Origin of the sequence: Paracoccus sp. KR1-242, assembly GCF_049446195.1 — a bacterium.
GTDB lineage: Bacteria > Pseudomonadota > Alphaproteobacteria > Rhodobacterales > Rhodobacteraceae > Paracoccus > Paracoccus broussonetiae.
In genome coordinates this window covers 153132-177598 of record NZ_JBMSED010000012.1, presented here as the reverse complement: position 1 = coordinate 177598, position 24467 = coordinate 153132, and the positions used below count along the sequence as shown (strand labels likewise).

Annotated in this window: 25 protein-coding genes, 1 pseudogene and 1 riboswitch; of the genes and pseudogenes, 5 read left to right on the top strand and 21 right to left on the bottom strand. The window is 68.0% G+C overall.

Annotation, left to right across the window (positions count from 1 at the left end; translation table 11 throughout):
• Positions 1–172 precede the first annotated feature (172 nt).
• Both pyrC and plsY read left to right on the top strand, forming a co-directional pair.
• The gene (gene pyrC / locus ACO2Q4_RS18385) at positions 173–1450 is read left to right on the top strand and encodes a dihydroorotase (RefSeq protein ID WP_311757749.1); all 1278 of its coding nucleotides are present in this window, start codon (positions 173–175) and stop codon (positions 1448–1450) included.
• Entirely contained in the window at positions 1447–2025 is a 579-nt protein-coding gene (gene plsY / locus ACO2Q4_RS18380; RefSeq protein ID WP_423321052.1) for a glycerol-3-phosphate 1-O-acyltransferase PlsY, read from the top strand. The genes pyrC and plsY overlap by 4 nt, the downstream gene beginning before the upstream one ends.
• Before the next feature lie 61 nt (positions 2026–2086).
• On the opposite strand, the gene ACO2Q4_RS18375 is transcribed toward plsY, so the two are convergent.
• The 6 genes from ACO2Q4_RS18375 to ACO2Q4_RS18350 form a co-directional block, all read right to left on the bottom strand.
• The gene (locus ACO2Q4_RS18375; RefSeq protein WP_423321050.1) at positions 2087–2962 is read right to left on the bottom strand and encodes a 3-hydroxybutyryl-CoA dehydrogenase; all 876 of its coding nucleotides are present in this window, start codon (positions 2960–2962) and stop codon (positions 2087–2089) included.
• Positions 2963–3130: 168 nt separating this feature from the next.
• A complete protein-coding gene (locus ACO2Q4_RS18370; RefSeq protein WP_311757746.1) occupies positions 3131–4057 on the bottom strand; it encodes an electron transfer flavoprotein subunit alpha/FixB family protein in 927 nt (308 codons plus the stop codon).
• Positions 4057–4815 (bottom strand): electron transfer flavoprotein subunit beta/FixA family protein, encoded by a 759-nt coding sequence (locus ACO2Q4_RS18365; protein WP_395131461.1) that lies wholly within the window; start codon positions 4813–4815, stop codon positions 4057–4059. Before ACO2Q4_RS18365 ends, ACO2Q4_RS18370 begins: the two co-directional genes overlap by 1 nt.
• 122 nt (positions 4816–4937) lie before the next feature.
• Entirely contained in the window at positions 4938–5510 is a 573-nt protein-coding gene (locus ACO2Q4_RS18360) for a cob(I)yrinic acid a,c-diamide adenosyltransferase (protein WP_395131459.1), read from the bottom strand.
• On the bottom strand, positions 5510–5710 hold the full coding sequence (locus ACO2Q4_RS18355) for a twin transmembrane helix small protein (RefSeq protein WP_311757743.1): 201 nt from the start codon (positions 5708–5710) through the stop codon (positions 5510–5512). The genes ACO2Q4_RS18360 and ACO2Q4_RS18355 overlap by 1 nt, the downstream gene beginning before the upstream one ends.
• A 22-nt stretch (positions 5711–5732) precedes the next feature.
• Positions 5733–6551 (bottom strand): SDR family NAD(P)-dependent oxidoreductase, encoded by an 819-nt coding sequence (locus ACO2Q4_RS18350; protein ID WP_311757742.1) that lies wholly within the window; start codon positions 6549–6551, stop codon positions 5733–5735.
• Positions 6552–6656: 105 nt separating this feature from the next.
• Between ACO2Q4_RS18350 and parC the strand changes: the two genes are divergently transcribed.
• On the top strand, positions 6657–8885 hold the full coding sequence (gene parC / locus ACO2Q4_RS18345; protein WP_311757741.1) for a DNA topoisomerase IV subunit A: 2229 nt from the start codon (positions 6657–6659) through the stop codon (positions 8883–8885).
• 46 nt (positions 8886–8931) lie between these two features.
• On the opposite strand, the gene ACO2Q4_RS18340 is transcribed toward parC, so the two are convergent.
• From ACO2Q4_RS18340 to cbiE, 8 genes are all read right to left on the bottom strand, one after another.
• Positions 8932–9090, bottom strand: coding sequence for a hypothetical protein (locus tag ACO2Q4_RS18340; RefSeq protein ID WP_311757740.1), 159 nt, complete (start codon positions 9088–9090; stop codon positions 8932–8934).
• 105 nt (positions 9091–9195) lie between these two features.
• Entirely contained in the window at positions 9196–9813 is a 618-nt protein-coding gene (locus ACO2Q4_RS18335; RefSeq protein WP_311757739.1) for a cytochrome b/b6 domain-containing protein, read from the bottom strand.
• Positions 9813–10280, bottom strand: a complete 468-nt coding sequence (locus tag ACO2Q4_RS18330) for a c-type cytochrome (RefSeq protein ID WP_311757738.1) — start codon at positions 10278–10280, stop codon at positions 9813–9815. Before ACO2Q4_RS18330 ends, ACO2Q4_RS18335 begins: the two co-directional genes overlap by 1 nt.
• Before the next feature lie 371 nt (positions 10281–10651).
• Positions 10652–11392 (bottom strand): precorrin-6A synthase (deacetylating), encoded by a 741-nt coding sequence (gene cobF / locus ACO2Q4_RS18325; RefSeq protein ID WP_423321045.1) that lies wholly within the window; start codon positions 11390–11392, stop codon positions 10652–10654.
• On the bottom strand, positions 11389–12687 hold the full coding sequence (locus tag ACO2Q4_RS18320) for a cobyrinate a,c-diamide synthase (protein ID WP_423321043.1): 1299 nt from the start codon (positions 12685–12687) through the stop codon (positions 11389–11391). The genes cobF and ACO2Q4_RS18320 overlap by 4 nt, the downstream gene beginning before the upstream one ends.
• Positions 12684–13457: a precorrin-4 C(11)-methyltransferase gene (cobM, locus tag ACO2Q4_RS18315; protein WP_423321041.1), complete on the bottom strand. Its 774-nt coding sequence runs from the start codon at positions 13455–13457 to the stop codon at positions 12684–12686. Before cobM ends, ACO2Q4_RS18320 begins: the two co-directional genes overlap by 4 nt.
• On the bottom strand, positions 13454–13804 hold the full coding sequence (locus tag ACO2Q4_RS18310; protein ID WP_311757734.1) for a cobalamin biosynthesis protein: 351 nt from the start codon (positions 13802–13804) through the stop codon (positions 13454–13456). The genes cobM and ACO2Q4_RS18310 overlap by 4 nt, the downstream gene beginning before the upstream one ends.
• Positions 13801–14967, bottom strand: a complete 1167-nt coding sequence (gene cbiE / locus ACO2Q4_RS18305) for a precorrin-6y C5,15-methyltransferase (decarboxylating) subunit CbiE (protein WP_395131439.1) — start codon at positions 14965–14967, stop codon at positions 13801–13803. The genes ACO2Q4_RS18310 and cbiE overlap by 4 nt, the downstream gene beginning before the upstream one ends.
• A 1-nt stretch (position 14968) precedes the next feature.
• On the opposite strand from cbiE, the gene ACO2Q4_RS18300 reads away from it, so the two are divergent.
• A complete protein-coding gene (locus ACO2Q4_RS18300; protein ID WP_423321039.1) occupies positions 14969–15706 on the top strand; it encodes a cobalt-precorrin-6A reductase in 738 nt (245 codons plus the stop codon).
• On the opposite strand, the gene cobJ is transcribed toward ACO2Q4_RS18300, so the two are convergent.
• The 7 genes and pseudogenes from cobJ to ACO2Q4_RS18265 all read right to left on the bottom strand — a co-directional run bounded on the left by cobJ (position 15679) and on the right by ACO2Q4_RS18265 (position 23526).
• Complete coding sequence (gene cobJ, locus ACO2Q4_RS18295; RefSeq protein WP_311757731.1) at positions 15679–16413, bottom strand: precorrin-3B C(17)-methyltransferase; 735 nt, start codon at positions 16411–16413, stop codon at positions 15679–15681. The two genes, ACO2Q4_RS18300 and cobJ, sit on opposite strands and share 28 nt — an antisense overlap.
• On the bottom strand, positions 16410–17147 hold the full coding sequence (gene cobI, locus ACO2Q4_RS18290; protein WP_395131431.1) for a precorrin-2 C(20)-methyltransferase: 738 nt from the start codon (positions 17145–17147) through the stop codon (positions 16410–16412). The genes cobJ and cobI overlap by 4 nt, the downstream gene beginning before the upstream one ends.
• Positions 17147–17776: a precorrin-8X methylmutase gene (locus ACO2Q4_RS18285; RefSeq protein ID WP_423321106.1), complete on the bottom strand. Its 630-nt coding sequence runs from the start codon at positions 17774–17776 to the stop codon at positions 17147–17149. Before ACO2Q4_RS18285 ends, cobI begins: the two co-directional genes overlap by 1 nt.
• Before the next feature lie 144 nt (positions 17777–17920).
• A pseudogene (locus tag ACO2Q4_RS18280) lies at positions 17921–18940 on the bottom strand (precorrin-3B synthase); the annotation flags it as partial.
• Positions 18937–22131, bottom strand: coding sequence for a cobaltochelatase subunit CobN (gene cobN, locus ACO2Q4_RS18275; RefSeq protein ID WP_423321036.1), 3195 nt, complete (start codon positions 22129–22131; stop codon positions 18937–18939). The gene cobN and the pseudogene ACO2Q4_RS18280, both read right to left, overlap by 4 nt.
• Positions 22132–22134: 3 nt before the next feature.
• Positions 22135–23169 carry a cobalamin biosynthesis protein CobW gene (gene cobW, locus ACO2Q4_RS18270; protein ID WP_423321034.1) on the bottom strand — a complete coding sequence of 345 codons (1035 nt, stop codon included), beginning with the start codon at positions 23167–23169 and terminating at the stop codon, positions 22135–22137.
• A gap of 3 nt (positions 23170–23172) precedes the next feature.
• The gene (locus ACO2Q4_RS18265) at positions 23173–23526 is read right to left on the bottom strand and encodes a DUF1636 domain-containing protein (RefSeq protein ID WP_423321032.1); all 354 of its coding nucleotides are present in this window, start codon (positions 23524–23526) and stop codon (positions 23173–23175) included.
• An 88-nt stretch (positions 23527–23614) separates the two neighbouring features.
• Positions 23615–23814: riboswitch (cobalamin riboswitch) on the bottom strand.
• A 37-nt stretch (positions 23815–23851) separates the two neighbouring features.
• Between ACO2Q4_RS18265 and cobO the strand changes: the two genes are divergently transcribed.
• A complete protein-coding gene (cobO, locus tag ACO2Q4_RS18260) occupies positions 23852–24463 on the top strand; it encodes a cob(I)yrinic acid a,c-diamide adenosyltransferase (protein WP_395131419.1) in 612 nt (203 codons plus the stop codon).
• The last annotated feature ends 4 nt before the right edge of the window (positions 24464–24467 follow it).

The window sequence follows — 24467 nt, the reverse complement described above, 5'->3', positions numbered from 1 at the left end:
CGGCGCAGGTCAAGCTTGCGCGTCGCGGTTCGCGTGCGCGCGGTCCTTTCAAAGGGCGGGATCCGCTGACGGCTCTTCCTCTCAATCACCTGTCATCCATCAAAGCCATGCGCCTGTCTGCTGCCGACGCGCAGGCGCGCGAAATCCGGGCCAATCGCGAAAAGGTACCCGCATGATCCTGCATTTCCAGAACGCACGCCTGATCGATCCCGAGGGCCTGACGGATGAAATCGGCGCGCTGACGATCCGCGATGGCCGCATCGATGCCGTCAATGTCGAGGCACCCGAGGGGGCCGAACTGATCGATTGCGGCGGCAAGTACCTGGCCCCCGGTCTTGTCGACTGGGGCGTCAAGATCGGCGAGCCGGGCGAACGGCACAAGGAAAGTTTCCGCAGCGCGGGTCTGGCCGCGGCGGCGGGCGGGGTCACGACCATCATTGCCCGGCCCGATACCCTGCCGCCAATCGACGCGCCCGAGTCGCTGGAATTTGCCACGCGACGTGCCGCGGATGCGCCGGTGAACATCCGACACATGGCCGCCCTGACCCGCGATCGCGGCGGGCGCGAGATGGTCGAGATGTCCTTCCTGCAGGATGCCGGCGCGGTCGCCTTTACCGACGGCGTCCGCGTCATCGCGGACACGCGACTGATGTCGCGCTGCATGACCTATGCAAGGGGTCTGGGCGCGCTGATCGTCGGCCACCCGCAGGAGCCGGTCCTGTCGCGCGGCACCGCCGCGACCAGCGGCAAGTTCGCTTCGCTTTACGGGCTGCCCGCCGTCTCGCCCATGGCCGAGGTGATGGGTCTGGACCGCGATCTTGCTTTGGTCGCGATGACCGGGGCGCGCTACCACGCCGACCAGATCACCGTCGCGGCCAGCCTGCCCGCCTTGCAGCGCGCACGCGACGCCGGGCTTGACGTCACGGCGGGGATCTCGATTCACCACCTGACGCTGAACGAATTCGATGTCGGCGATTATCGCACCTTCTTCCGCTTCACCCCGCCCCTGCGCGCCGAGGATGACCGCCTTGCCATGATCGAGGCGGTGGCCGATGGCGTGATCGACGTGATCGCCAGCTTCCACACCCCGCAGGACGAGGAATCGAAACGCCTGCCCTTTGCCGAGGCTGCGCCGGGGGCGGTGGGCTTGCAGACGCTGCTGCCGGCGGCGATGCGGCTTTACCATTCCGGCGGGCTAAGCCTGCCGCAGCTCTGGCGCGCGATGTCGCTGAACCCGTCGCGACGTCTTGGTTTGGATGGCGGGAGGCTCGTCGCGGGAGCTCCGGCCGACCTCGTGCTTTTCGACCCGCATTCGCCCTTCGTTCTTGACCGCTTCACCCTGGTCTCGAAATCCAAGAACACGCCCTTTGACGGGGCGCGGATGCAGGGCAAGGTGCTGGGTACCTGGGTCGCGGGCCGCCGAGTCTTTGGCGAGGAGGCATCGGCATGATCCTTTGGGCCATTCTGGGCTACCTGCTCGGCTCGATCCCGTTCGGACTTGTCATCGCGCGCGCGCTGGGTCTGGGCGACCTGCGCAAGATCGGCTCTGGCAATATCGGCGCGACGAACGTCCTGCGCACCGGCAACAAGCCTGCCGCCCTGGCGACACTGCTGCTCGATTCCGGAAAGGGCGCGGCCGCGGTGCTGCTTGCCCGCTGGCTTGCCGGGCCGGACGCCGCGATGATCGCGGGCGCGGCCGCTTTCCTTGGGCACCTGTTCCCGGTCTGGCTGGGCTTCAAGGGGGGAAAGGGCGTCGCCACCTTCCTCGGGACGCTTCTTGCACTCGACTGGCGGCTGGGGCTTGCCGCCTGTGGGCTATGGCTGCTCGCGGCGGTGATCGGCAGGATCTCGTCGCTGTCGGCGCTGGTCGCGGCGGTGCTTGCCCCCTTCATCGCGCTATGGCTGGACGGGGCGCGCATGGCCGGGGTCACGGCTTTCATGGCGGCCCTGATCTTCCTGCGCCACCGTGCGAACATTACCCGCATCGTCGCGGGGACCGAGCCCCGCATCGGCCGCAAGACCTGATCTTCACCGTTTTGCAAATACCCCGGGGTCCGGGGCAGCGCCCCGGCAGCCCGGGATGCGGTTACCGGGTCGGGACCGGAGTTTCTCCGGAATAGTCATAGAAGCCGCGCCCAGTCTTGCGGCCCAGCCACCCGGCCTCGACATATTTCACCAGAAGCGGGCAGGGGCGATACTTCGTATCGGCCAACCCGTCATGCAGCACGTTCATGATCGCAAGGCATGTGTCCAGACCGATGAAATCGGCCAGTTCCAGCGGGCCCATCGGGTGGTTGGCACCCAGCTTCATCGATTCGTCGATGGACTTGACCGATCCCACCCCCTCGTAAAGCGTATAGACCGCCTCGTTGATCATGGGGATCAGGATGCGATTGACGATGAAGGCGGGGAAATCCTCGGCGCTGGCGGCGGTCTTGCCGATCCTGTGGACGACATCGGCCAGCTCTCGATAGGTCGCCTCGTCGGTGGCGATGCCGCGGATCAGTTCGACCAGCTGCATGACCGGGACAGGGTTCATGAAATGCACGCCGATGAAGCGCCCCGGCCGGTCCGTCCGGCTGGCAAGCCGCGTGATCGAGATCGACGATGTGTTCGAGGCCAGGATCGTCTCGGGCTTCAGATGTGGCAGCAGGTCCTCGAAGATCGCCTGCTTGATCGTTTCACGTTCGGTCGCGGCCTCGATGACCAGATCGCACTGGCCCAGGTCGGCCAGATTCATCGTCGTGCGGATGCGCCCGATCGCGCGGGCCTTGTCCTCGGCCGAGATCTTCTCGCGGCTGACCTGCCGTTCAAGGTTCCGGTCGATCAGCGACAGCGCCTTGTCCATGGCGTCGCGCGAGATGTCGGTCATCAGCACGTCGTAGCCCGCAAGGGCGAAGACATGGGCGATGCCGTTGCCCATCTGACCGGCGCCGATCACGCCCACCGATTGAATTGCCATGATGACTTCCCCTTGCGCTATCGCCGGGACGATAGGCGCAACGCCGGTGTTGCATCAATGCAAAAACCGTCCGTGTGACGGACGGTTTTTCCGGGTTTGGGTGGGGTGGGGGCTGTGCCCCCGATCCCTTCGGGATCTCCCCCGGGGTATTTTCCGAAACGGTGAAGCTCAGAGCTTGTCGGTCAGTTCCGGCACCAGGGTGAAGAGGTCGCCGACCAGGCCGTAATCGGCGATCTGGAAGATCGGGGCCTCTTCGTCCTTGTTGATGGCGACGATGACCTTGCTGTCCTTCATGCCCGCAAGGTGCTGGATCGCGCCCGAGATGCCCACCGCGACGTAAAGCTCGGGGGCCACGACCTTGCCGGTCTGGCCGACCTGCCAGTCGTTCGGGGCATAGCCGCTGTCGACCGCCGCGCGCGAGGCGCCGACCGCCGCGCCAAGTTTGTCGGCCAGCTTCTCGATCACCGCGAAGCTGTCCTTCGAGCCGACGCCGCGCCCGCCCGAGACCACGCGCTTGGCCGAGGTCAGTTCCGGGCGGTCGCTGGCCGCGACTTCGTCGGCAAGCCAGATCGACAGCGCCGGGTCCGTGGCCGGGGCGGCCTCGGCCAGGCTGGCCGCGCCGCCTTCGGAGGCCGCGTCGAAGCTGGCCGTGCGCAGGGTGAAGACCTTTTTGGCATCCTTCGAACGCACCGTCTGGATGGCGTTGCCGGCATAGACCGGGCGTTCGAACGTGTCGGCATCGATCACCGCCGAGACATCCGAGATCACCATCACGTCGAGCAGAGCGGCGACGCGCGGCATGATGTTCTTGGCGTCGGTCGTCGCGGGCGCCGCGATATGGGAATAATCGCCGGCCAGGGACTGGATCAGCGCCGCAGTCGGTTCGGCCAGGCGATGGCCGTAAAGCGGGGCCTCGGCCACCAGCACCTTGCTGACGCCCGCGATCTTGGCGGCCTCGGCGGCGGCGGTCCGGGCCTGCGCCCCGGCGCAAAGCACGGTCACGTCGCCCAGGGATTTCACCGCATTGACCGCCTTGGCGGTCGCGTCGCGGTTCAATTCGCCCCCGGTGACTTCACCCAGCAGAAGAACAGCCATCAGATCACCCCCGCTTCTTTCAGTTTCGCGACCAGCTCGTCGACCGAGCCTACCTTGATGCCGGCGCTGCGGCCGGCCGGTTCGCGGGTCGAGACCACCTCGAGCCGCGGGCTGACATCGACGCCGAAATCGGCCGCGGTCTTTTCGTCCAGCGGTTTCTTCTTGGCCTTCATGATGTTGGGCAGCGAGGCATAGCGCGGCTCGTTCAGGCGCAGGTCGGCGGTGACCACCGCCGGCAGCGCGACCTCGATCGTCTGCAGCCCGCCATCGACCTCGCGCGTGACCTTGGCCTTGCCGGCCTCGAGTTCGAGCTTGCTGGCAAAGGTCGCCTGGCCCCAGCCCAGAAGCGCCGCCAGCATCTGGCCGGTCGCGTTCATGTCGTTGTCGATCGCCTGCTTGCCCGCGATCACCAGCTCGGCGCCCTCGGATTTCGCCACCGCGGCCAGGATCTTGGCCACGGCCAGCGGTTCGATGTCCTGGTGCACGTCATCGGCCGCAACCACCAGAATCGCCCGGTCCGCACCCATCGCCAGCGCCGTGCGCAGCGTCTCGGCCGCCTGCTTCACGCCGATGCTGACCGCGATCACCTCGGCGGCCTTGCCGGCCTCCTTCAGACGGATCGCCTCTTCAACCGCAATCTCGTCGAAGGGATTCATCGACATCTTGACGTTCGCCAGATCGACACCGGAACCGTCGGCCTTCACGCGGGCCTTCACGTTGTAGTCGATCACGCGCTTCACTGGCACGAGAACCTTCATCGGTCTCTCTCCCTTTTGGTTGCGTCACCTGTTCGGGGGTTTTGTTAGCTGGCCGGTCGGGGCAATAACAGGGAAAAAACGACGCCGTCGCGTCGTTTCGCAACGATCCCGCGCCGATGTCGCTAACGGCTGGCGCCCGGCACCCACAGGATGTCCTGCGCGCCGTTTTCATTGGCGACGCGGGCCGCAACGAAGAGCCAGTCCGACAGGCGGTTGAGGTATTTCACCGCGGCGGGGTTGGCGTCCTCGGCCGCGGCCAGCGCCACGGCCCCACGTTCGGCCCGGCGGGCGACTGTCCGGCACAGGTGCAGATGCGCGGACAGCGCGCTGCCACCCGGCAGGATGAAGCTGCGCAGTGGTGCCAGCGCTGCATTCATGCCGTCGATCTCTGATTCCAGCCGATCGACCTGGCTGTCGATGATGCGCAGAACGGGATAGGGGGCCTCGGCATCCTCATGCATCCGGGGGCGGGACAGGTCCGCGCCAAGGTCGAACAGGTCGTTCTGAATCACCGAAAGCCGCGCGGCCATCTCGCCTTCGGCATGCAATCGCGCAAGACCCAGCGTGGCGTTCAGTTCGTCGACCGACCCATAGGCTTCGACCCGCAGGCCGTGCTTGGGAACGCGTTCGCCGTTCGACAGCGCGGTTTCGCCCTTGTCGCCGGTGCGGGTATAGATGCGGTTCAGGACAACCATCAGCGGCTCCTTGCCCAAAGATACAGCAGGAACACGACGATCGCGACCGCCTGCGCGATGATGCGCCAGCGCATCAGGCGGTTGCCGTGCTTGCGGTTGAATTCGCCGCCCTTGGCAAAGCCGCCGATACCCGTCGTGAGGATCACGAGGACGGCGAGGCAGCAGATCGCCAGCAGGATTAGCAGGGGTTTGTCGTGCATCTTGAAGCCTTTCTCGGGAAGACTAGCTGCGGCGTGCAAACCAGTCCAGTGCGCGCGTGGAAAGCAGCCTGCGGCCGATTCCCGAAACATGGGTGGGCGTGGTGACGTAATAGCGCGGGCGCGGGTTCGGGCTTTCCAGCGCCTGCGCGATCCGGGCACTGACTGCCGCCGGAGGCAGTTCGAAGCGGTCCTTTTTCGCGCCCGGTTCATACAGGCGTTTCAGCAGCACGCGGCGATACTGCTCGGCCCTCGGACTGGACCGCCAGTCGATCCAGGCTTCGAAATGCGGGATCGAGTTCAGGCGGATTCGGGTGCCGATCGGTCCGGGCTCGATCAGGATGAACTTGACCGGGGTGTCGGCCATCTCGACGCGCATCACGTCGGTCAGCCCTTCAAGCGCGAATTTCGTCGCGACATAGGCACCGCGCCAAGGGATGCCGACAAGGCCGAGAACCGAGCTGATGTTGACCACGCGCCCGCCATGTTCGCGGAATTGCGGCAGCAGGCGGCGGGTCAGGTCATGGGTGCCGAACAGGTTCGCCTCGAAGATCGAGCGCAGGGCGCCGCGGGGCAGATCCTCGGCCGCACCGGGAATCGCGAAGGCGGCGTTGTTCACCAGCGCGTCGATGCGCCCCAACGCCAGTGCCTCATCCGCCGCGCGGGCCACGTTGTCTTCATCAGAAAGTTCCAGGTGGATGGCGTCGAAGCCTTCGTCACGGCGGGCGGCCAGATCCTCGGGCTTGCGGCAGGTGGCAATCACGCGCCAGCCCCGCGTCCGCATGTGCCTGGCGGCATCCAGTCCGATGCCCGATGAACAGCCGGTGATCAGAACGGTTTTCATGCATGGCCCCCTGTTGCCGGGACGGTTCTGCGACAAGCGGCGCGCTCGCGCAATACGCGCATTTCCGGCTGGACCGACGGCGCGCGCAGGAATATTCAACCGGACATGTCCGACGATCCGAACATCCCCGATCCGAATGCGGATCAGACCAGCTCCGAACCCTTGTCGCGCGCCATTGGCGAGCGTTACCTGACCTATGCGCTCAGCACGATCATGCACCGGGCGCTGCCCGATGCACGCGACGGGCTGAAGCCGGTCCATCGCCGCATCCTTTACGCGATGCGCGAACTGAGGCTTTCGCCGACGGGTGCGTTCCGGAAATCCGCCAAGATTACCGGCGACGTGATGGGGAACTATCACCCGCATGGCGATGCCGCGATCTATGACGCGATGGCGCGTTTGGCGCAGCCCTTTGCCATGCGTTATCCGCTGGTCGACGGGCAGGGAAACTTCGGCAATATCGACGGCGACAACCCGGCCGCCAGCCGCTATACCGAAGCCCGCCTGACCGCGAGCGCCGAGGCCCTGATGGAGGGGCTGGCCGAGAATGCGGTCGATTTCCGCCCGAACTATGACGGTACGCTGGAAGAACCGATCGTGCTGCCCGCGGCCTTCCCGAACCTGCTGTGCAACGGCGCCAGCGGCATCGCGGTCGGGATGGCGACGAACGTGCCCCCGCACAACCTGCACGAAGTCATCGACGCCTGCCTGCACCTGATCAAGTCGCCGGATGCCCGCGACGACACGCTGATCTCGATCATGCCCGGTCCCGATTTTCCGACGGGCGGCGTTCTGGTCGAAAGCCGCGAGACCATCGCCGAGGCATACCGCACTGGCCGTGGCAGCCTGCGCCTGCGCGCGCGCTGGTCGGTCGAGGATCTGGGTCGGGGCATCTGGCAGGTCGTCGTGACCGAGATCCCCTATCAGGTCCAGAAATCCAAGCTGATCGAGCGGCTGGCCGAGGTGATCCAGCTGAAGAAGGTGCCGATCCTTGCCGATGTCCGCGACGAATCGGCCGAGGATGTGCGCATCGTGCTGGAGCCGCGCGCCCGCAACGTCGACCCCGAGCAGTTGATGGCGGCCCTGTTCCGCGTTTCGGACCTGGAAATCCGTTTCGGGCTGAACATGAACGTCCTGATCGACGGCCGCGTGCCCAAGGTCTGTTCGCTGAAAGAGGTGCTGCGCGCCTTCCTGGACCACCGGCGCGACGTGCTGGTGCGGCGTGCGAACTTCCGGCTGGACAAGATCGCGGCGCGGCTTGAGGTGCTGGAAGGCTATATGATCGCCTTCCTGAACCTTGACCGCGTGATCGAGATCATCCGCTTCGAGGATGATCCCAAGGCGGTGATGATCGCCGAGTTCAAGCTGTCCGAAGTCCAGGTCGAGGCGATCCTGAACATGCGCCTGCGTGCCTTGCGCAGGCTTGAGGAAATCGAGCTTCGCGCCGAGCATGAGAACCTGACAAGGGAACGCGAGGGTCTGGCCGCCATGCTGGCCGACGAAAGCAGCCAATGGGCGAAGATCGCCGAAGAGCTGCGCGAGACCCGCGGCAAGTTCGGCAAGTCGGCCCCCGGCGGTTTGCGCCGGACCGAGATCGGCGAAACCGGCGAAGTGGCCGAGATCGACATGGATTCGATGATCGAGCGCGAGCCGATCACCGTCATCCTGTCCAAGATGGGCTGGATCCGTGCGATGAAGGGCCACCAGCCGCTGGATGCCGAGGTGAAGTTCAAGGATGGCGACGGGCCGTTCCTGGCACTTCATGCCGAGACCACAGACAAGCTGATGGTCTATGGCGCGAACGGACGATTCTATACCCTGCCGGCGAACAATCTGCCCGGCGGGCGCGGCATGGGCGAGCCGCTGCGGCTGATGATCGACCTGCCGAATGATGCCGCGGTGATCGACATGTTCCCGTGGCGCGACGGGACCCGCTATCTTGTCGCGTCGAAAGCGGGGGACGGGTTCATCGTCGGCGCGCCGGACATCCTGGCCCAGACCCGCGCCGGCAAGCAGGTGCTGAACGGCGATGCGCTGCTGTGCCGCCCGGTCACGGGCGACCATGTCGTCACCGTGGGCGAAAACCGCAAGATGCTGGTCTTCCCGCTGGACGAGCTGCCCGAGATGGGACGCGGCAAGGGCGTGCGCCTGCAGAAGTTCAAGGATGGTGGCCTGTCCGACGCGATCTGCATCACGCTGGCCGACGGCCTGCGTTGGCAGGAAAGCGGTGGGCGCACCCGCAGCGAACCCGACCTGACCGAATGGTTGGGCAAGCGCGCGGGCGCGGGTTACATGGCACCGCGCGGCTTCCCGCGGGACAACAGGTTCAACTGAAATCGGGGCCGGTCGAACCGGCCCCGTTTCACTTTTCCGCCGTCGCTTAGCTGTTCGCTTTGGGCTTCAGGATGATCGTCGTGCCATCCGGGGCCGTCGTGGTCGAAGCGGACTGATCGGCTTTTGCCTTGCTGTAGGGGCAGGCCATTGCTGGCAGAGCTGCCACGGACAGGATCAGTGCTGCGGCGGCAATGATCTTGGTCATGTCGTCGTGCTCCTTGAAAGGGCGGGGAAACACGGTCGGCGAAATCGGGCGCCATCCGTGCGCAGTTCGCATCTTCAGGGTCGCATGCAGCGGCGATTCGCTCAATCAGTCTGTCCCGCGATCACGCACCTGTTTGCGCCCGGTCAGCATCGGCCGGACCAGATCCTCGCGCTTCCAGAAGCGATAGAACAGGATCATCGCGACATGCAGAAGCACCAGGATCAGGACCAGATTGGCCCCGACCTCGTGCCAGCCGACTGCCTTGGCTCGCAGCGCCGGGCTGACATAGCCGGCCAGCGGGCCGATATTGATGTAATCGTCCGGGTCCGAGATCAGCCCGCTTGAAACCTGCGCGGCCAGCACCGCCAGCATGGCGATGACGGAAAGCGCGCCCAGCGGATTGTGGCCGGGCCAATGGCTGGGTTCGCGCAGGAAGATGCCCCGCATGTATCCCGCGACCGCCCCGGGTCCGCGCAGGAAATGCGAAAACCGTGCCGGTGCGGGCCCGATGAATCCCCAGACAAGCCGAAAGAGCAGAAGCCCGATCACGACATAGCCGCACCAGAAATGCAGCGTCATCTTGGCCGGGCCGAATTGCCCCAGACACCAGCCCAGCGACACGAACAGCGCAAGCGTCCAGTGGAACCCGCGCAGCAGCGGATCCCACAGCGCGACCTCTTGCACCGGGTCGTCAGGCGCGGGTCGGGGGGCGGACCCCGCCATCAGCTTTTTTCGCGATAGACGTCGTGGCAGGCCTTGCAGGCAGCGCCCAGCTTGCCGACCACCGGGCCGACCTTGTCCTGCCCGCCCTTCACCGCCTCGGAAGCGCCGGTGGCGGCCTCGACCAGGCCGGCGAACTTGGATTTGAAATCGTCCAGGTTGGTCCAGATCTCGGGCTTGGCGGCGCTGTCCTCGGCCTGGCCATGGGCGCTGCCTTCGATGAACAGGCTGGGCAGGTCGTAATGGGTCAGCGCCTCGATATTGGCGCCGGCGCGGCTGGCCACGGCCTCGTCATAGGCGATGTCGCCCTTGGCCATGCCGGACAGGGTCGCCATGTTGATGGCAAGCATGTTGTAAAAGCCGTGGCGGGCCTCGATCGCCTGTTCGATGGCGTCGTCATCGGCCATCGCGGCCAGAGGTTGAAGCAGGGAAAGCGCGGCAAGGGAGGCGGCGGTCAGGATCTGGCGCATGTCGTCTGTCCTTTGTGTGGCGTTGGGCTGCACGTGGCTCGCGCCGCCAGAGTTGCACAGGCCTTGGATTCTGCCAATCGGACCGTTGGTGCCATTTGCGTGATCACATCGGCTTGGGCGTTGGTCTTGCTTGCGATCTTGCGAGATTTTCGCCCATCGGGCGGGCCGGACTGGCGCTGAAACAAGCAGAGGCTGTCCATACAGCCGACAATACCGGATTGGCGTTGAGTTGTTCTGCACTGCGGCGCAACCTGAAATGGACGGGGCCGCATCCCTGTCACCCCGCGCCGCACGGGGTTCTTCATGGCAGCGCCGCCGTTCTTACCGCGTCTCTCCTCCCTCCACGCGACGCAAGGACGGCGGCCACCTTTTCAGGGGCGGGCCAGCAGGTAGCTGTCCATGATCCAGCCATGCGCGGCACGGGCGCGGGCCCGGATGCGCGTGATCTCTGGCCCAGCCTGCGCCAGAGGACCAGAATGCAGGATCTGCTGCGGCATTCCCAGATAGGCCCCCCACCAGATCGTCACCCCCAAAGGGTCCAGCCGGTCAAACGAGCATTCTCCGTCCAGCAGCACCACGATCCTGTCCGCGCCCGATGGCCAGCCCTGATCCCGCAGCCTGCGTCCGGTGGTGACGATCACCGGCTGGCCAAGGTCGTTCAGGGGAATCGCATGGGCCGCGCACAGCGCCTGGATCGCGGTGATACCCGGAATGACGCGCAGGTTCAGCGCCATGCGCGCCGACAGGTGGCGGGCAATGCGCAGGCTGCTGTCGTAAAGCGACGGATCGCCCCAGATCAGCAGGCTGGGGCGGCTGGCGCGGTGGCTTTCCAGCACCTGCAGCCAGGAACAGGCGACGGCATCGTGCCAGTCTCGCACCCCCGGCAGATAGCCCTGCGCATCATCGCGGCGGGGCATGGGAAACCGTGCCAGCGGCGGCGGGCTGGGCAGGACCTGCCGGCACAGCGCCTCGCGCAGGAAGGCCAGGTCCGCCTTGTCCTCGCCCTTGTCGGGGATCAGGATCAGGTCCGAATCCAGCATTGCGGCGATGGCCTGCCGGGTCAGGTGGCCGGGACTTCCGGTGCCGATGCCGATCAGGGTCAGGTCGATCATGGTCTTTCCCCGATCAGGTGGAAGAAGCTGCCGGTGGCATTGCCGCGGCGCGAGCCGGTTTCGGAAACGGGAACGCCCTCGGCATCGGTGACATGGGCCAGCGGTGCGTCGGGTTGGTCTAGAATGGTGGCATAGTGGAACTCGTGCCCGGTCAGCACCCCGGCATGGATTCCGGCCAGCGGCGCCAGCGGCGTGGCCAGACGATAGCCCAGATGCATCCGGCGACTGGCATAGCTGCTCTCGATCCCCAAAAGCCCGGCCATGCGATGCCGTTTGCCCGCCGCGTCGACAAGCCCCGCCCCCATAGCCATGTAGCCGCCGCATTCACCATGGACCGGGCGCGTCAGGGCGAAACGCGCCAGCCCGTCGCGGAAACGCGCGGCGGCGGCAAGAGCACCGGCATGAAGCTCGGGATAGCCTCCGGGCAGCCAGCAGGCCCCGGCACTGTCATCGGGCGCCTGATCCGCCAGGGGCGAGAATGGCAGGATCGTGGCCCCGACTGCGCGCCAGCCGTCCAGCAGGTGCGGATAGACAAACGAGAAAGCGTCATCCTGTGCCAGCGCAATGCGCCCGGCTGGCGGCGACAAAGGACGATGCGGCTGCGGCGCAAGACCGCCGCCGGCCGCGGCGAGGATCGCGTCCAGATCAAGGTGGCGGGCCATGCATTCGCCTGCCCGCGACAGAAGCAGGTCCAGCGCGGCATGTTCGCGCGCCTGAACCAGCCCAAGGTGCCGCTCGGGCAGCTCGATCCCAGCGTCGCGGGGCAGGACTCCCAGCACCGGGATCGCCACGGCGTCCAGCGCCAGCCGCATCAGCGCCTCGTGCCGGGCCGAGGCGACGCGGTTCAGCACAACCCCCGCCAGCCGCAGGTCGCGCCGCATCTGGCGAAAGCCAAGGGCGATGGCAGCGACGGATTGCGCCTGCCCGCGGCAGTCCAGCACCAGCAGGACGGGCCAGCCGGTCAGCGCGGCGATATCGGCGCTGGCACCGTTTCCCGCGCCGCCGCGGCGGGCAACTCCGTCGAAAAGCCCCATCGAACCCTCGGCCAGCGCAAGGTCGGCCCCGACCGCCTTGCCGACCAGATGCGCGATCTGCTCTGGACCCATCGCCCAGCTGTCGAGATTGAAGGATTCGCGCCCCGCCGCCGCGCGGTGAAAGGCGGGGTCGATGTAATCCGGCCCGCTCTTGAAGGGCTGGATCACCAAGCCCCGGGCCCGAAGCGCCGCGATCAGGCCCAGCGTCACCGTGGTCTTGCCGCTGCCCGAGGCAGGGGCGCTGATGACCAGCCCCTTCATTCCGGGAATCGCGGTGCGGCACCGACCGGGCGAAAGCGGCGGTCGTAATCGGCGGCGTAAAGGCGGCTTTCGTCGAAACCTTCGGCGGCCAGCGCCCGCCCGACCAGAATCAGCGCCGTGCGCTCGTCCCGCCCGATCGCCGGATCAAGCGCGGCCAGCGTCGTGCGCAGGATGCGCTGTTCCGGCCAGCTTGCGCGAAAGATCACCGCGACCGGGCAGTCGGGTCCGTAATGGGGCAGCAGCTCCGATCGTACGCGATCAAGGACATGGATCGACAGGTGGATCGCCAGCGTCGCGCCGGTCGCGGCAAAGGCCGCCAGCGTCTCGCCTTCGGGCATGGCCGAGGCGCGGCCCGAGGTCCGCGTCAGCACCACCGATTGCGCGACCCCCGGCAGGGTCAGTTCAGCCCCCAAAGCCGCCGCCGCCGCCGCGAAGGACGGAACGCCGGGCGTCACGTCATAGGGGATGCCAAGCGCCCGGAGGCGGCGAAGCTGCTCGCCCATCGCAGACCAGACCGACAGGTCGCCCGAATGCAGTCGCGCCACGTCATGGCCTGCCTGATGTGCCGCCCGGATCTCAGCCATGATGTCATCGAGGCTCAGGGCGGCGGTGTCGACGATGCGTGCGCCGGGTGGGCAATGGTCCAGCAACGCGCGTGGAACCAGCGATCCCGCGTAAAGGCAGACCGGGCAGGCCGCGATCAGATCGCGCCCGCGCAGCGTAATAAGGTCCGCCGCACCCGGACCCGCACCGATGAAATGGACGGTCACGGGGCATCTCCTTCGGCAATGGCCGCCGTCGCCATGCCATCGCGTGAGGTGACGCGGGGCACGACGATCCGCGCATCGGCGCCAAGTGCGGCCAGTGCCGCAGCCTCGGCGACCGACCCGGTGCCATGCATCGCCTCGACCCGACTTGAGCGGGTGGGGGTCGCGACCCCCGCGACCGGCACCGCCATCAGCGGCAGGTCCAGGTGTCGCGCCAGCGCCTGCAATGCGGGGGCATGGGCCTTGCTGGCGCAGGTCGCCAGCGCATCCGCCCGCCCGGCGCGGGCCAGCGCCTCGCGCAGCGAGGCAAGGGTCGCGCCGTTGCGGAAACCCAGTCCGGCAATTCTCATGGCAAGCTCCATTGTGTGACGGTTCGTAAGGGGGTCCAGCCGCGCATCCGGCCCAGCGGCGCGGTTTCCTGCAGTGAAATCCGGGTCAGGTTGCCCCCGCGCGCGGCGTGAAGCTGGGCCAGCAGCGTCTCGGTCTCAAGCGTGACGGCATTGGCCACGATCCGGGCGGGGGGAAGGGCATCGAACAGCGCGGCATCCGCCCCGCCACCGACAAAGATCGCGTCCGGCAAGGGCAAGTCCGCCAGCGCCTCGGGCGCGGTGCCGGGGACAAGGCGCATCCGCCCGGTCAGGCCGAAAGCCTCGATATTCGTCGCGATGTTCGCCTGCCGGTCTGGACGTGGCTCGATGCTGAGGGCGCGACCGCCATTCAGGCACCATTCGACCCCGACCGAGCCCGAGCCGCCGCCGATGTCCCACAGGGTTTCGCCCGCTCGTGGCGACAGTGCGGCCAGCGTCATCGCGCGGATGGCACGGCGGGTGATCTGCCCGTCATGGGCGAAGACCTCGTCCGGCAGGCCGAAGCCATGCGGCAGGCCGGTCCCGGCGGGCAGCGCACTGCCATCCAGCGCAACTGCGACCGGGGACCGGCAGGGCAGCGAGAACCGCGCCGCCGTGCTTTTGCGCATCCGCTCGCGCGGCCCGCCCAGCGATTCAAGCGCGATCATCTGCGTCTCGCCCAGGCCGTGGCGGGTCAGCCAGCGGGCAAGCTCGGCCGGGGCTTCCCCGTCGCGCATCAGGCAGATCGCGCGCGCGCCCCGTGCCATGACCGGGCGCAGGCGCGCAAATGGGCTGGCATGCAGGCCAAGGCAGGCGACGTCCTCAAGTCGCCAGCCCAGCCGCGCCGCCGCCAGCGAGAAGGTGCCCGGCACCGGAAAGGCGCGCCATTCGCCCGGTGCCAGCGCCGCCGCCAGCGCGCCCCCCGCGCCGTGCCAGAACGGATCGCCCGAAACCAATGCGGCCACCCGCCGCCCACGCCGGCTGAGCAGCGGCGCGATGTCGAAGGGAACGGGCCAGACCTCTCCCGTGCCGACGCCCGCCAGCGCCAGGTGACGGGGGGCACCAAAGACGATATCGGCTGCCTCCAGCGCCTCGCGGCTTGCGGGGCAAAGCCCGGCGGGTCCATCCTCGCCCAGTCCGATGATCGAAAGCCAGGGGTCAGCCAAGATGCGCATCCTTCTGTTGGGGGGGACGACGGAAGCGGGCAGCATGGCCCGCCTGCTGGCCGCGGCCGGGATCGACGCGATCTATTCCTATGCGGGCCGGACCAGCGCCCCGGTCGGCCAGCCCCTGCCGATGCGGATCGGCGGGTTCGGCGGGGTCGAGGGCATGGCCGCGTTCCTGCGCGAAACGGCCGTGACCCATGTGATCGACGCGACCCATCCCTTTGCCGCGCAGATCAGCCGGAACGCGGTGGCGGCGAGCGCCCTGATCGGCAGCGGCCTGATCGCGCTGGAGCGTCCGGCCTGGGTCGAGCAGCCCGGCGACCACTGGATAGACGTCGCTGATTTCCCTGCCGCCGCTGCTGCCCTGCCGGGCGATGGGGAGGGGGTGTTCCTGGCCATCGGCCGCCAGAATCTTGCGCCCTTCCTTGCCATCCGGCAGCGCTGGCTTTTGCGCTTTGCCGAGGTGGCGGCGCATCCCCTGCCGGGGGCCACGCTGATCGCGTCGCGCGGGCCATTCACGGTGGCGGGGGATGTCCAGCTGATGCGGCGCCACGACATCCGTCATGTCGTCACCAAGAATGCGGGTGGCTCTGCGGCGCAGGCAAAGCTGGTCGCCGCCCGCGAATTGGGGCTGGGGGTCGTCATGATCCGGCGTCCCGACCTGCCGCCGCGCCGACTTGCCGCAACCCCGGTCGAGGTGATGGACTGGCTTCATGGCAATGCCGATCGCGGGGTATAGACCCAGCGCCCGACGCGGCAGGTGGCGCTGTTGCCAAGGATCACGACCGTGCGCATGTCGGCCATCTCGGGCCGGGCCTCGGACAGGGGCAGGGTCGACAGGCTCTCTTCTGGCGTCGTGACAGCGCGGGCGAAGCAGATCAGCCGCTTTTCCCCGCATTCATCGCGCAGGATCTCCAGCGCGCGCGCGAATTGCTGCGGCCTTGCGCGCGAGCGCGGATTGTAAAGCGCCATCGCGAAATCGGCCTGCGCCGCCAGCCGCAGGCGGCGTTCGACCAGATCCCAGGGCTTCAGGTTGTCGGAAAGGTTGATCGCGCAGAAATCATGGCCCAGCGGCGCGCCAAGCCGTGCGGCGGCGGCCAGCATTGCGGTGATGCCGGGCAGGATGCGGATGTCGGGATCATGGCCCGGCCGGGTCTTCAGCGTTTCGAACAGGGCCGAGGCCATGGCAAAGACCCCCGGATCCCCGGACGAGACGATGACGACCCGTGCGCCCCGCGCGGCCATGTCCAGCGCCAGCGCGGCCCGGTCCAGTTCGACCCTGTTGTCCGACGGATGCAGCGTCAGCCCCGGCCGGGGGGGCACGCGCGCGACATAGGGGGCATAGCCCACGATGTCGGTCGCCTGCGCCAATGCCGCTTCGACCTCGGGCGTGACCAGGGCGGCGTCGCCCGGTCCCAGCCCTGCCACGGCCAGCCAGCCGGTCATTCCGCTGCCTCGGATGCGGGGCGGCGTCCGCGCCCGTGGACAAGGACCGTCGCGAAATAGGGGCAGGCGGCAAGGTCGGCCCCCGCCAGGGGCATCATCCGTTGGTTGGGCATGGTGCCACGCTCGACCAGCCAGGCATCGTCCAGACGATCGGCCAGGGCCAGTGCGCGGGCGATCTTGGGCAGGTTGCGCCCGGTCTTCATCACCACGATCGCGTCGGCGGCGCGCATGTGGCGGGCCAGTTCGTGCTCGGGCAGGGTGCCCATCAGCACGGTCATCGCATCGTCGCCCCAGGTCATCGGCGTTCCGATCGCGTTCCAGCAGCCGGTCATGCCGGGAATGCCGGGGATCACCTCGACCGTTGCGATCGGGGCCAGCCGCGTTTGCAGATGCATGAACGAGCCGTAGAAAAGCGGATCGCCTTCGCACAGCACGACGATGTCATCCTGCGCGGCCAGTGCCGCCAGCCTTGCGGTCCATTCGTCGTAAAACGCGGACAGCAGGCGGTTGTATTCGGGGCTGTCGAAGGGGATCTCGGTCGTGACCGGGTATTCCATCGGATGTTCCGCGACGCCGGGGGGCAGCATTCCCTCGACGATGCGGCGCGCCTGACCGGGTCGCCCCTTCTTGCGGAAATAGGCGATCTGGCGCGCGCTCCGGATGGCGCGATCCGCGCGGACCGAGATCAGGTCGGGGTCGCCGGGGCCAAGCCCGGCGCAAATGATCCGGCCCATCATGCCTCCTGTCGGCTGGCAAGCGCATTGATCGCCGCGACCGTGATGGCCGAGCCGCCCAGCCGCCCGTGCACGGTCAGGGCGGGAACGGGCAGATCCTGCATCAGCGCGGCCTTGGATTCGGCGGCCCCGACAAATCCGACCGGGCAACCGATGATCGCGGCGGGCCGCGGGCAGGTGGGATCACGCAGCATGTTCAGCAGGTGAAACAGCGCCGTCGGGGCATTGCCGATGGCGACGACAGCGCCCTTCAGGTCCGCTCGCCACAATTCCAGCGCCGCGGCCGAACGTGTGTTCCCCATCCGCTCGGCCAGTCCGGGGACGCCCGGATCCCCCAGCGTGCAGATGACCCGGTTCCCGGCGGGCAGGCGGTTGCGGGTGATCCCCTCACTGACCATGCGGGCATCGCAAAGGATCGCGGCCCCCCCCTGCAAGGCCAAGCGCGCCGCCCTCGCCATGCCGGGCGAGAATTCGATCTCGCGTTCCAGCCCGACAAGGCCCGCGGCATGGATCATGCGGACGGCGACGGGTTCCTCGTCGGGGTCGAAGCGGTCCAAATCCGCCTCGGCCCGGATGGTTGCAAAGGACTGGCGATAGATCCGCGCGCCATTGGTTTCATAGTGATGCATGGTCCTGTCCGTGCTGAGATCGGGTGTGTCGGCGGGCGTGGCGACAAGGCCCGCCGCCATGGCAAGGGTCAGTCCCCGGCGCAGGGGCGGGTCGCTGGCCCGGCCATTCTGCACAAGGTCGAAATGATCGGGGGACCGCGCCACCAGCACCCGGGCCGCAGGACCCGGATGCGCGCAGCCCTTGGCGCAGCCGCTGAGATGCAGTGTGCCGGTCCCCATCTGCGGGGCCAGCTTGCGGGCCAGCGCGCGCATGTCGGCCCGCGCTTCGGGGCAGGCGGGCGCGCCCGTGCAGGCGTGGATCCGCATCAGGGGATCGTCCGGCGCAGTGATCGCGCCGGCAATCGCGGGGGGGCGGGCATCCTCGACCAGCAGCATCCGCCACGGCGTCAGGCGCACCGGTGCGCTGATCGCGGCAAGCTGGGGGGCGGTGATCTGGCCAAAGGCAAAGCCCAGCAGCCAGCCCTGTGCCACCGGACCCGGTTGCGGTGCCGGCTCGGGCGAGGTCCGCCCGCCCGGCACCGCCCCCGACGGGGGAGGAGGACCCCGCCGGATCAGATCGCGCATCCGCCCGCGACCACCGGGGCATCCGCCCTGCGCGACGAACCAGCGGGCAAGCCCCAGCGCGACGTCTGCCGCCTTGTCATAGGGGGCGCGCAGAACCCACGCCGCGCCATCTGGACGGATCTGCCAGCCAGCATCCGCATCGGGCGACAAGCGGATATCGGCGGGGGCGCCCTCCAGCAGCCGTGCGCCATGATCGACCGCGAAGCCGAACTTGCCCGGCAGATCGGGCGCGTCGTCCCGCGACAACAGGTCCGAAAGCGCCGTCGCGATCCTCCAGGCGGGGCTGTCCAATGGCGCAAGTGGCGACAGGATCACGTTCCGCCGCGCCTCGGCCCGCGGCGAGGCGTCAAGCAGATCCATCCCCGCCAGCACGTCCAGCGCTGCCCGGTGGCCCGGTTCGTCCAGCCCGCGAAGCTGCAGGTTCGCGCGCGAGGTCAAGTCGATCAGCCCGTTGCCGTGGCGCTGCGACAGTTCCGCCAGCGCCGCAATCTGGCCGACCTCCAGCCGTCCATTCCGGGGCCGGATGCGCAGGATCAATCCGTCGCCGGACCGCATGGGGCGAAGCGCGCCCGGACACCAGCCCTTGACCTGCGGCGTCATTCCTCACCCCCGGCATGGACCGAGTTCCGCCGCGTGACCCACAGCCCCGATGCCAGCAGGCGCGCGAACATGTCCCGCATCGCGGCAAGCGCGGCGGGGTTTTCGCGGGCCATGAAGGCCGCAACCTCGGGGCGTTCCAGCGTCGCGCGATGGTACAGATCGAACAGATGGCCGGGGACCACGCCCGCCAGATTGGCAAAGGCGGCCATGTGGTCCAGCGTCGCCGCAATCTCGGCCGCACCGCGAAAACCGTGGGCCATCATGCCGCCGGCCCAGTCCGGGTTCGCGGCGCGGGCGCGGGTGACGCGGGCGATCTCTTCGGACAGGGTGCGGGCGCGGGGTGCGTCGGGGCGGGTCGTGTCGAGATGGTAAAGCGCCGGTGCGGGCGCCCCCAGCCGCGCCATTGCCGCGGCAAAGCCCGCCTCATGCGCGGCATGGTCGGCGGCCAGCAGCAGGTCGGTTTCCGGCAGATCCTGCGCATGGACAAAGGCATCCGCCTGCGCCAGCCGCGCGCGGATCGCGTCGGGGGCGTGGCGGACCTGTCCGTCCGCACCGATCGCGTGCGCGGATGCGGCAAGCCAGGCCTCGCCCGCGGCGCGGCGGGCCTCGGGCGTGAAGGTTTCGGCCAGTGCACCGATGCCGACACCATATTGGCCGGGTCGGGGACCGAAGACGCGCGGCGCGATGGATCGATAGGGGTTGTCCTCGGGCAGCTCGTCCCGCGCGGCCAGCATCGCGGCCCCGGTCTGGAACATCTGGGCCAGACCCGGAAACACGTCACGAAACAGGCCCGAGACGCGCAGTGTCACGTCGATCCGGGGCCGGCCAAGCTCGGCCAGTGCCAACGCCTCGACCCCGGTCACGCGACCCGAGGTCGCATCCCAACGCGGCGCAAGTCCCGCCAGATGCAGCGCCATGGCGAAATCCTCGCCCGCGGTGCGCATCGTGGCGCTGCCCCACAGGTCGACGACCAGCCCTTGGGGCCAGTAGCCGTGATCCTGCAGGTGGCGGCGCAACAACTCTGCCGCCAGCTTCACACCCTGCGCATGGGCCGCGCGCGTGGGCACGGCGCGCGGATCGACGGCAAACATGTTGCGCCCGGTCGGCAGCACGTCCCTGCGCCCGCGCGCGGGCGAGCCCGACGGACCGGGTGCGACGCGCAGCCCCGCCATTGCGCGGGCCAGACCTTCGCGCTCCTCGGTCCCGCAATCCCCGCTGCCATAGACGTGCAGGCCATGGCCAAAGCGGCTGTCCTTGAGATCGCACAGGAAGCGGTCGATGCGGGGCACTGCCTCGGCGGCCGAGGCGTCGGCGGGCAGGCCAAGATCGGCTTCGATCCCGGCGGCACGGGCCTCGTCCCGGATCGCGCCGATCAGGCGGTCGCGCCGGCGCGGGTCCAGCCCGTCGGCGGTCGAATATTCGTCCAGCAGGCGTTCCAGCCCGGCAAGGGTTTCCGGCAGGCCGGAATCGACCAAAGGCGGGGGCAGGTGGCCCAGCGTGATCGCGCCAAGCCGACGCTTGGCCTGCGCCGCCTCGCCGGGGTCGTTGACGATGAAGGGATAGGTCACCGGCAGGTCGCCCAGCAGCGCCTCGGGCCAGCAATCGTCGGACAGGGCCACCGCCTTGCCGGGCAGCCATTCCAGCGTACCATGCGCGCCCATGTGGATGATGACCCGAACCTGCTGCCGTAGCCACAGGTGAAAGGCGACATAGCCATGGCGGGGCACGCGAATCAGGTCGTGATAGTCCTCGGACCGGGTGGCGACCTCGGCCCTTTCGGGTTGCAGCGCGACCAGCGCATCCCCGTGTCGGATCGCGGCAAAGCGGAAGACCCCGTCCTGCACCGCAGGGTCAGCCGCCGGATCGCCCCAGGTCTTTGCCAGATCGTCCTGCAGGCGGGGGGGAAGGGCTGCCAGCGTGGTGCAATAATCCGCAAGCGGCCAGTCCAGGCGTTCGCGCATCAGCCGCTGCCCAAGATCGTGATGTGGAATGCCCAGCATCGCGCCGCACGAGGCCAGCGCGTCCAGCCCGACGGCATGCGCCAGCTGATGGGGCTTTCCGGGATAGGTGGACAAGACCACCGCCCGTGCCGCCGCTTGTGCCACCGGCGCGCGCAGCCGGTGCCAGCCCGCGAACCTTGCCACCGCCGCCGCGATGCGCGCCGGATCGGCCCTGTGGATCTGGCGCGAGAATTGCAGGACCGGATCGCGCGGCTGGGTGGCCTTGAAGCTGACCACGCCCAGAAAGATCCGTCCGTCGATTTCGGGCAGGACGACATGCATGGCAAGATCGGCGGCGGACAGCCCGCGCTCTTCCCCAAGCCACAGATCGCGCGTCGAGGTGGCAAGCGCCACCTGAAATACCGGGAAATCCGCGCCGTCAAAGGGCGTCGCGCCAGCGTCGTCCCGTGCCGAAAACGCGGTCATGTTCACCACCGCGGCCAGTCCGGGCAGGTGCGGGGCAAGCCATTCCCCAAAACCGGGGGATTTCAGCGAGGGGGCAAAGACCCCGGTCGCGGCAAAGCCCGCTTGCCGCAGCGCCCGGATCAGGGCGTCGACCGGGTCAAGATCGGCGCTGGTCAGATAGCTGCGGTAGAAGCTGACAAGAACCGGGCGCGGCCCGACAAGTGGCGCGGCCAATATCCCGGCATCCGGATCATGGAAGCCAAAAGTCGGGACGGTGGGCGCATCCGCGACCTCTGGCCCGTCCAGTCCCGCGGATGCGGCCAACACGGCCAGCGCGCTGCGGGCCGCGTCAGCGCCGCCACTGTCGCAAAGCGCGGCCAGTCTGCGCAGCACCGGCACCGGCAGGGTCGAGAGGCGGTCGAGGGTGGCGTCCTCGTGCCCGTCGCCGGGCAGGATGGCCAGCGCGATGCCCCGCCGCCGGGCAAGATCCTGAAGGCTGGCGATGCCATAGGGCCAATACCCCTCGCCCCCGATCAGGCGGACCAGAACGGCGCGCGCGCCGGACAGGACCGTCTCGCAATACTGGTCGACCGACAGGGGGTGGCGCAGGGCCGAAAGATTGCACAGACGAAGCGAGGGCAGCCCGCCCCGATGCCAGCCTGCCGCGAAAGCACCAAGGTCGCTGTCCGAAAAGGACAGCACGACCATGTCGGCAGAGGTCTGGCCGGGGTCCGTCGGAACCTCGGTCTCCTCAAGCCCACGGCTTTCGCGGAAGACGACATGCATGGGTCAGGCCGTCAGGATGTGCCGGATCGCGGCTTCGTCGATGTCGTCATGTTCGGCAATGACGACAAGGCGCGACTGGCGCGGGCTGTCGCCCCAGGGGCGGTCGAACTGGTGGCGGACCCGCGCACCCACGGCCTGCACCAGCAGGCGCATGGGTTTGCCCGCGACGGCGACATGGCCTTTGACCCGCAGGATGTTCCGTTCACGCGCCAGCCGGGCGATCCGATCCGACAGGTCGGCGGGATCGGCGATCTCGGGCAGGTCGATCACGACGGAATCGAAATCGTCATGCTCGTGGTCATCCGCGCCGTCATGGTGGCTGGGGCGGGCATACAGGTCATCTTCGGCGGCGGCCTTCAGGCCCAGGATCACGCGCGGATCGATCACACCCTCGGACAAGGACAGAATCGGCAGCTTGCGCGGCGCCTCGGCCTCGACCACGGCGCGGGCGGCGGCAAGGCCGGCCTCTCCCGCCAGATCGGCCTTGGTCAGCAGGACAAGATCGGCGCAGGCGATCTGGTCCTCGAATACCTCGGACAGCGGCGTTTCGTGGTCCAGGCTTTCATCCGCCTCGCGCTGGGCCTGCACTGCGTCCTCGTCCGGGGCAAAGCGGCCCGCGGCCACCGCCTCGGCATCGGCCAGGGTGATGACGCCGTCGACGGTGATGCGCGAACGGATGGCAGGCCAGTCGAAGGCCTTCAGCAAGGGCTTGGGCAGCGCCAGCCCCGAGGTCTCGATCAGGATGTGGTCCGGCTTCCGGGGCAGGGCCATCAGTGCTTCCAGCGTCGGGATGAAGTCGTCGGCGACGGTGCAGCAGATGCAGCCATTCGACAGCTCGACGATGTTCTCGACCGGGCAGCTTTCATCCGCGCAGGATTTCAGGATGTCGCCGTCGACGCCCACGGTGCCGAATTCGTTGACCAGAACGGCAAGCCGCTTGCCCTGCGGGTTCTGCATCAGGTGCCGGATCAGCGTGGTCTTGCCCGCGCCAAGGAAGCCTGTGATCACGGTGACGGGGGTCTTGGTCAGGTCGGTCATCTTTCACCCAATCGGAGGAATGCGCGCGATGCTGCGCTTGCGGAAAATCGCGACGCGGTCGCGCCATGGCACGATGCCGTCGGCGCTGGCGGCATAGGCGGCCGCGCCCTGAAGGATCTCGGGCACGTCCGCGATCTCCATCCGGCCATAGACATAGCTCCACCGGCCCGGCCCGCTGAGCGCGATGGCCGAGCCGCTGTTGCAGGCCGAGAGGCATTCGACGGGAATGATGCGGACGCCCGGAGGCGGGGCCACGCCGTCCAGCGCAGCATGCAGCCTTGCGCCCGCGACGGGCTGGCCATCCAGGACCGGCTGGCCGGCGCGGCAGGTGGTGCAGACAAGCAATGAAACGTCCATGCGCCCTTCATTTCCATGTGGCGGGCGCGGTGCGGGTATGCGGGCACGGGATTCGTGCCACGAACCCAAGCAGGAACACCCCGTCCGCCGGTCAAACAAGGCGCAGGCAGGTCTCCCGGCTTGCGGATTCAGGCTTTCGCCAACGGTCGGCCCACCTTCCCGGCCGAAGCCAGTGGCATAGGGCGACCTTTCCGGTCACGGTCGCGGGGGCGGCTGCTTTCCAGGCCAAGGCCTGTCGCATTCCCTCTTAGCCTGCCATAAGGCAGGACCAGCGCAGGCAAAGAAGTGCGCCGGGCGCCCGCACTTGTCAAGCAAGGGAGTCGCGATGTCAGCCGAAGGGAATACCCGCCATTCCGAGAAGATGGCCCGGATCAAGGCCGCCCGAGACCGGATGATGCAGGACAAGACCGGCGAAAAGGGGCTGGTCATCGTTCATACCGGCAAGGGCAAGGGCAAGTCGTCCTCGGGTTTCGGGATGATCCTGCGATGCATCGCCCATGACATGCCCTGCGCGGTAGTGCAGTTCATCAAGGGCGCATGGGACACGGGCGAGCGGCGGTTGCTGACCGGGCATTTCGGCGATCTGTGCCAGTTTCACGCGATGGGCGAGGGCTTCACCTGGGAAACCCAGGATCGCGACCGCGACATTGCTGCGGCGCGCGCGGGCTGGGACAAGGCGCAAGAGCTGATCCGCGACCCCCGCATCCGCATGGTCCTGCTGGACGAGATCAACATCGCGCTCCGCTATGGCTATCTGCAGGTGGGGGAGGTGCTGGATTTCCTGCAACGTGAGAAGCCGCCGATGACCCATGTCGTGCTGACCGGGCGCAATGCCGATCCGGCCCTGATCGAGGCCGCCGATCTCGTGACCGAGATGGAGGCGGTAAAGCATCCCTTCCGCGCGGGCATCAAGGCGCAGCCGGGGGTCGAGTTCTAGGTCA

What these genes read in the sequence shown, in the direction of transcription:
- ACO2Q4_RS18340 (WP_311757740.1), bottom strand. Translation starts at nt 9,090, where the DNA reads ATGACCAAGATCATTGCCGCCGCAGCACTGATCCTGTCCGTGGCAGCT.
- cobW (WP_423321034.1), bottom strand. Translation starts at nt 23,169, where the DNA reads ATGACCGACCTGACCAAGACCCCCGTCACCGTGATCACAGGCTTCCTT.
- ACO2Q4_RS18335 (WP_311757739.1), bottom strand. Translation starts at nt 9,813, where the DNA reads ATGGCGGGGTCCGCCCCCCGACCCGCGCCTGACGACCCGGTGCAAGAG.
- ACO2Q4_RS18285 (WP_423321106.1), bottom strand. Translation starts at nt 17,776, where the DNA reads ATGCATCACTATGAAACCAATGGCGCGCGGATCTATCGCCAGTCCTTT.
- ACO2Q4_RS18265 (WP_423321032.1), bottom strand. Translation starts at nt 23,526, where the DNA reads ATGGACGTTTCATTGCTTGTCTGCACCACCTGCCGCGCCGGCCAGCCG.
- plsY (WP_423321052.1), top strand. Translation starts at nt 1,447, where the DNA reads ATGATCCTTTGGGCCATTCTGGGCTACCTGCTCGGCTCGATCCCGTTC.
- cobN (WP_423321036.1), bottom strand. Translation starts at nt 22,131, where the DNA reads ATGCATGTCGTCTTCCGCGAAAGCCGTGGGCTTGAGGAGACCGAGGTT.
- ACO2Q4_RS18310 (WP_311757734.1), bottom strand. Translation starts at nt 13,804, where the DNA reads ATGAGAATTGCCGGACTGGGTTTCCGCAACGGCGCGACCCTTGCCTCG.
- ACO2Q4_RS18320 (WP_423321043.1), bottom strand. Translation starts at nt 12,687, where the DNA reads ATGAAGGGGCTGGTCATCAGCGCCCCTGCCTCGGGCAGCGGCAAGACC.
- ACO2Q4_RS18300 (WP_423321039.1), top strand. Translation starts at nt 14,969, where the DNA reads ATGCGCATCCTTCTGTTGGGGGGGACGACGGAAGCGGGCAGCATGGCC.
- cobJ (WP_311757731.1), bottom strand. Translation starts at nt 16,413, where the DNA reads ATGACCGGCTGGCTGGCCGTGGCAGGGCTGGGACCGGGCGACGCCGCC.
- pyrC (WP_311757749.1), top strand. Translation starts at nt 173, where the DNA reads ATGATCCTGCATTTCCAGAACGCACGCCTGATCGATCCCGAGGGCCTG.
- ACO2Q4_RS18330 (WP_311757738.1), bottom strand. Translation starts at nt 10,280, where the DNA reads ATGCGCCAGATCCTGACCGCCGCCTCCCTTGCCGCGCTTTCCCTGCTT.
- cobF (WP_423321045.1), bottom strand. Translation starts at nt 11,392, where the DNA reads ATGATCGACCTGACCCTGATCGGCATCGGCACCGGAAGTCCCGGCCAC.
- ACO2Q4_RS18355 (WP_311757743.1), bottom strand. Translation starts at nt 5,710, where the DNA reads ATGCACGACAAACCCCTGCTAATCCTGCTGGCGATCTGCTGCCTCGCC.
- ACO2Q4_RS18375 (WP_423321050.1), bottom strand. Translation starts at nt 2,962, where the DNA reads ATGGCAATTCAATCGGTGGGCGTGATCGGCGCCGGTCAGATGGGCAAC.
- ACO2Q4_RS18350 (WP_311757742.1), bottom strand. Translation starts at nt 6,551, where the DNA reads ATGAAAACCGTTCTGATCACCGGCTGTTCATCGGGCATCGGACTGGAT.
- cobO (WP_395131419.1), top strand. Translation starts at nt 23,852, where the DNA reads ATGTCAGCCGAAGGGAATACCCGCCATTCCGAGAAGATGGCCCGGATC.
- ACO2Q4_RS18360 (WP_395131459.1), bottom strand. Translation starts at nt 5,510, where the DNA reads ATGGTTGTCCTGAACCGCATCTATACCCGCACCGGCGACAAGGGCGAA.
- ACO2Q4_RS18370 (WP_311757746.1), bottom strand. Translation starts at nt 4,057, where the DNA reads ATGGCTGTTCTTCTGCTGGGTGAAGTCACCGGGGGCGAATTGAACCGC.
- cobI (WP_395131431.1), bottom strand. Translation starts at nt 17,147, where the DNA reads ATGGGCCGGATCATTTGCGCCGGGCTTGGCCCCGGCGACCCCGACCTG.
- parC (WP_311757741.1), top strand. Translation starts at nt 6,657, where the DNA reads ATGTCCGACGATCCGAACATCCCCGATCCGAATGCGGATCAGACCAGC.
- ACO2Q4_RS18365 (WP_395131461.1), bottom strand. Translation starts at nt 4,815, where the DNA reads ATGAAGGTTCTCGTGCCAGTGAAGCGCGTGATCGACTACAACGTGAAG.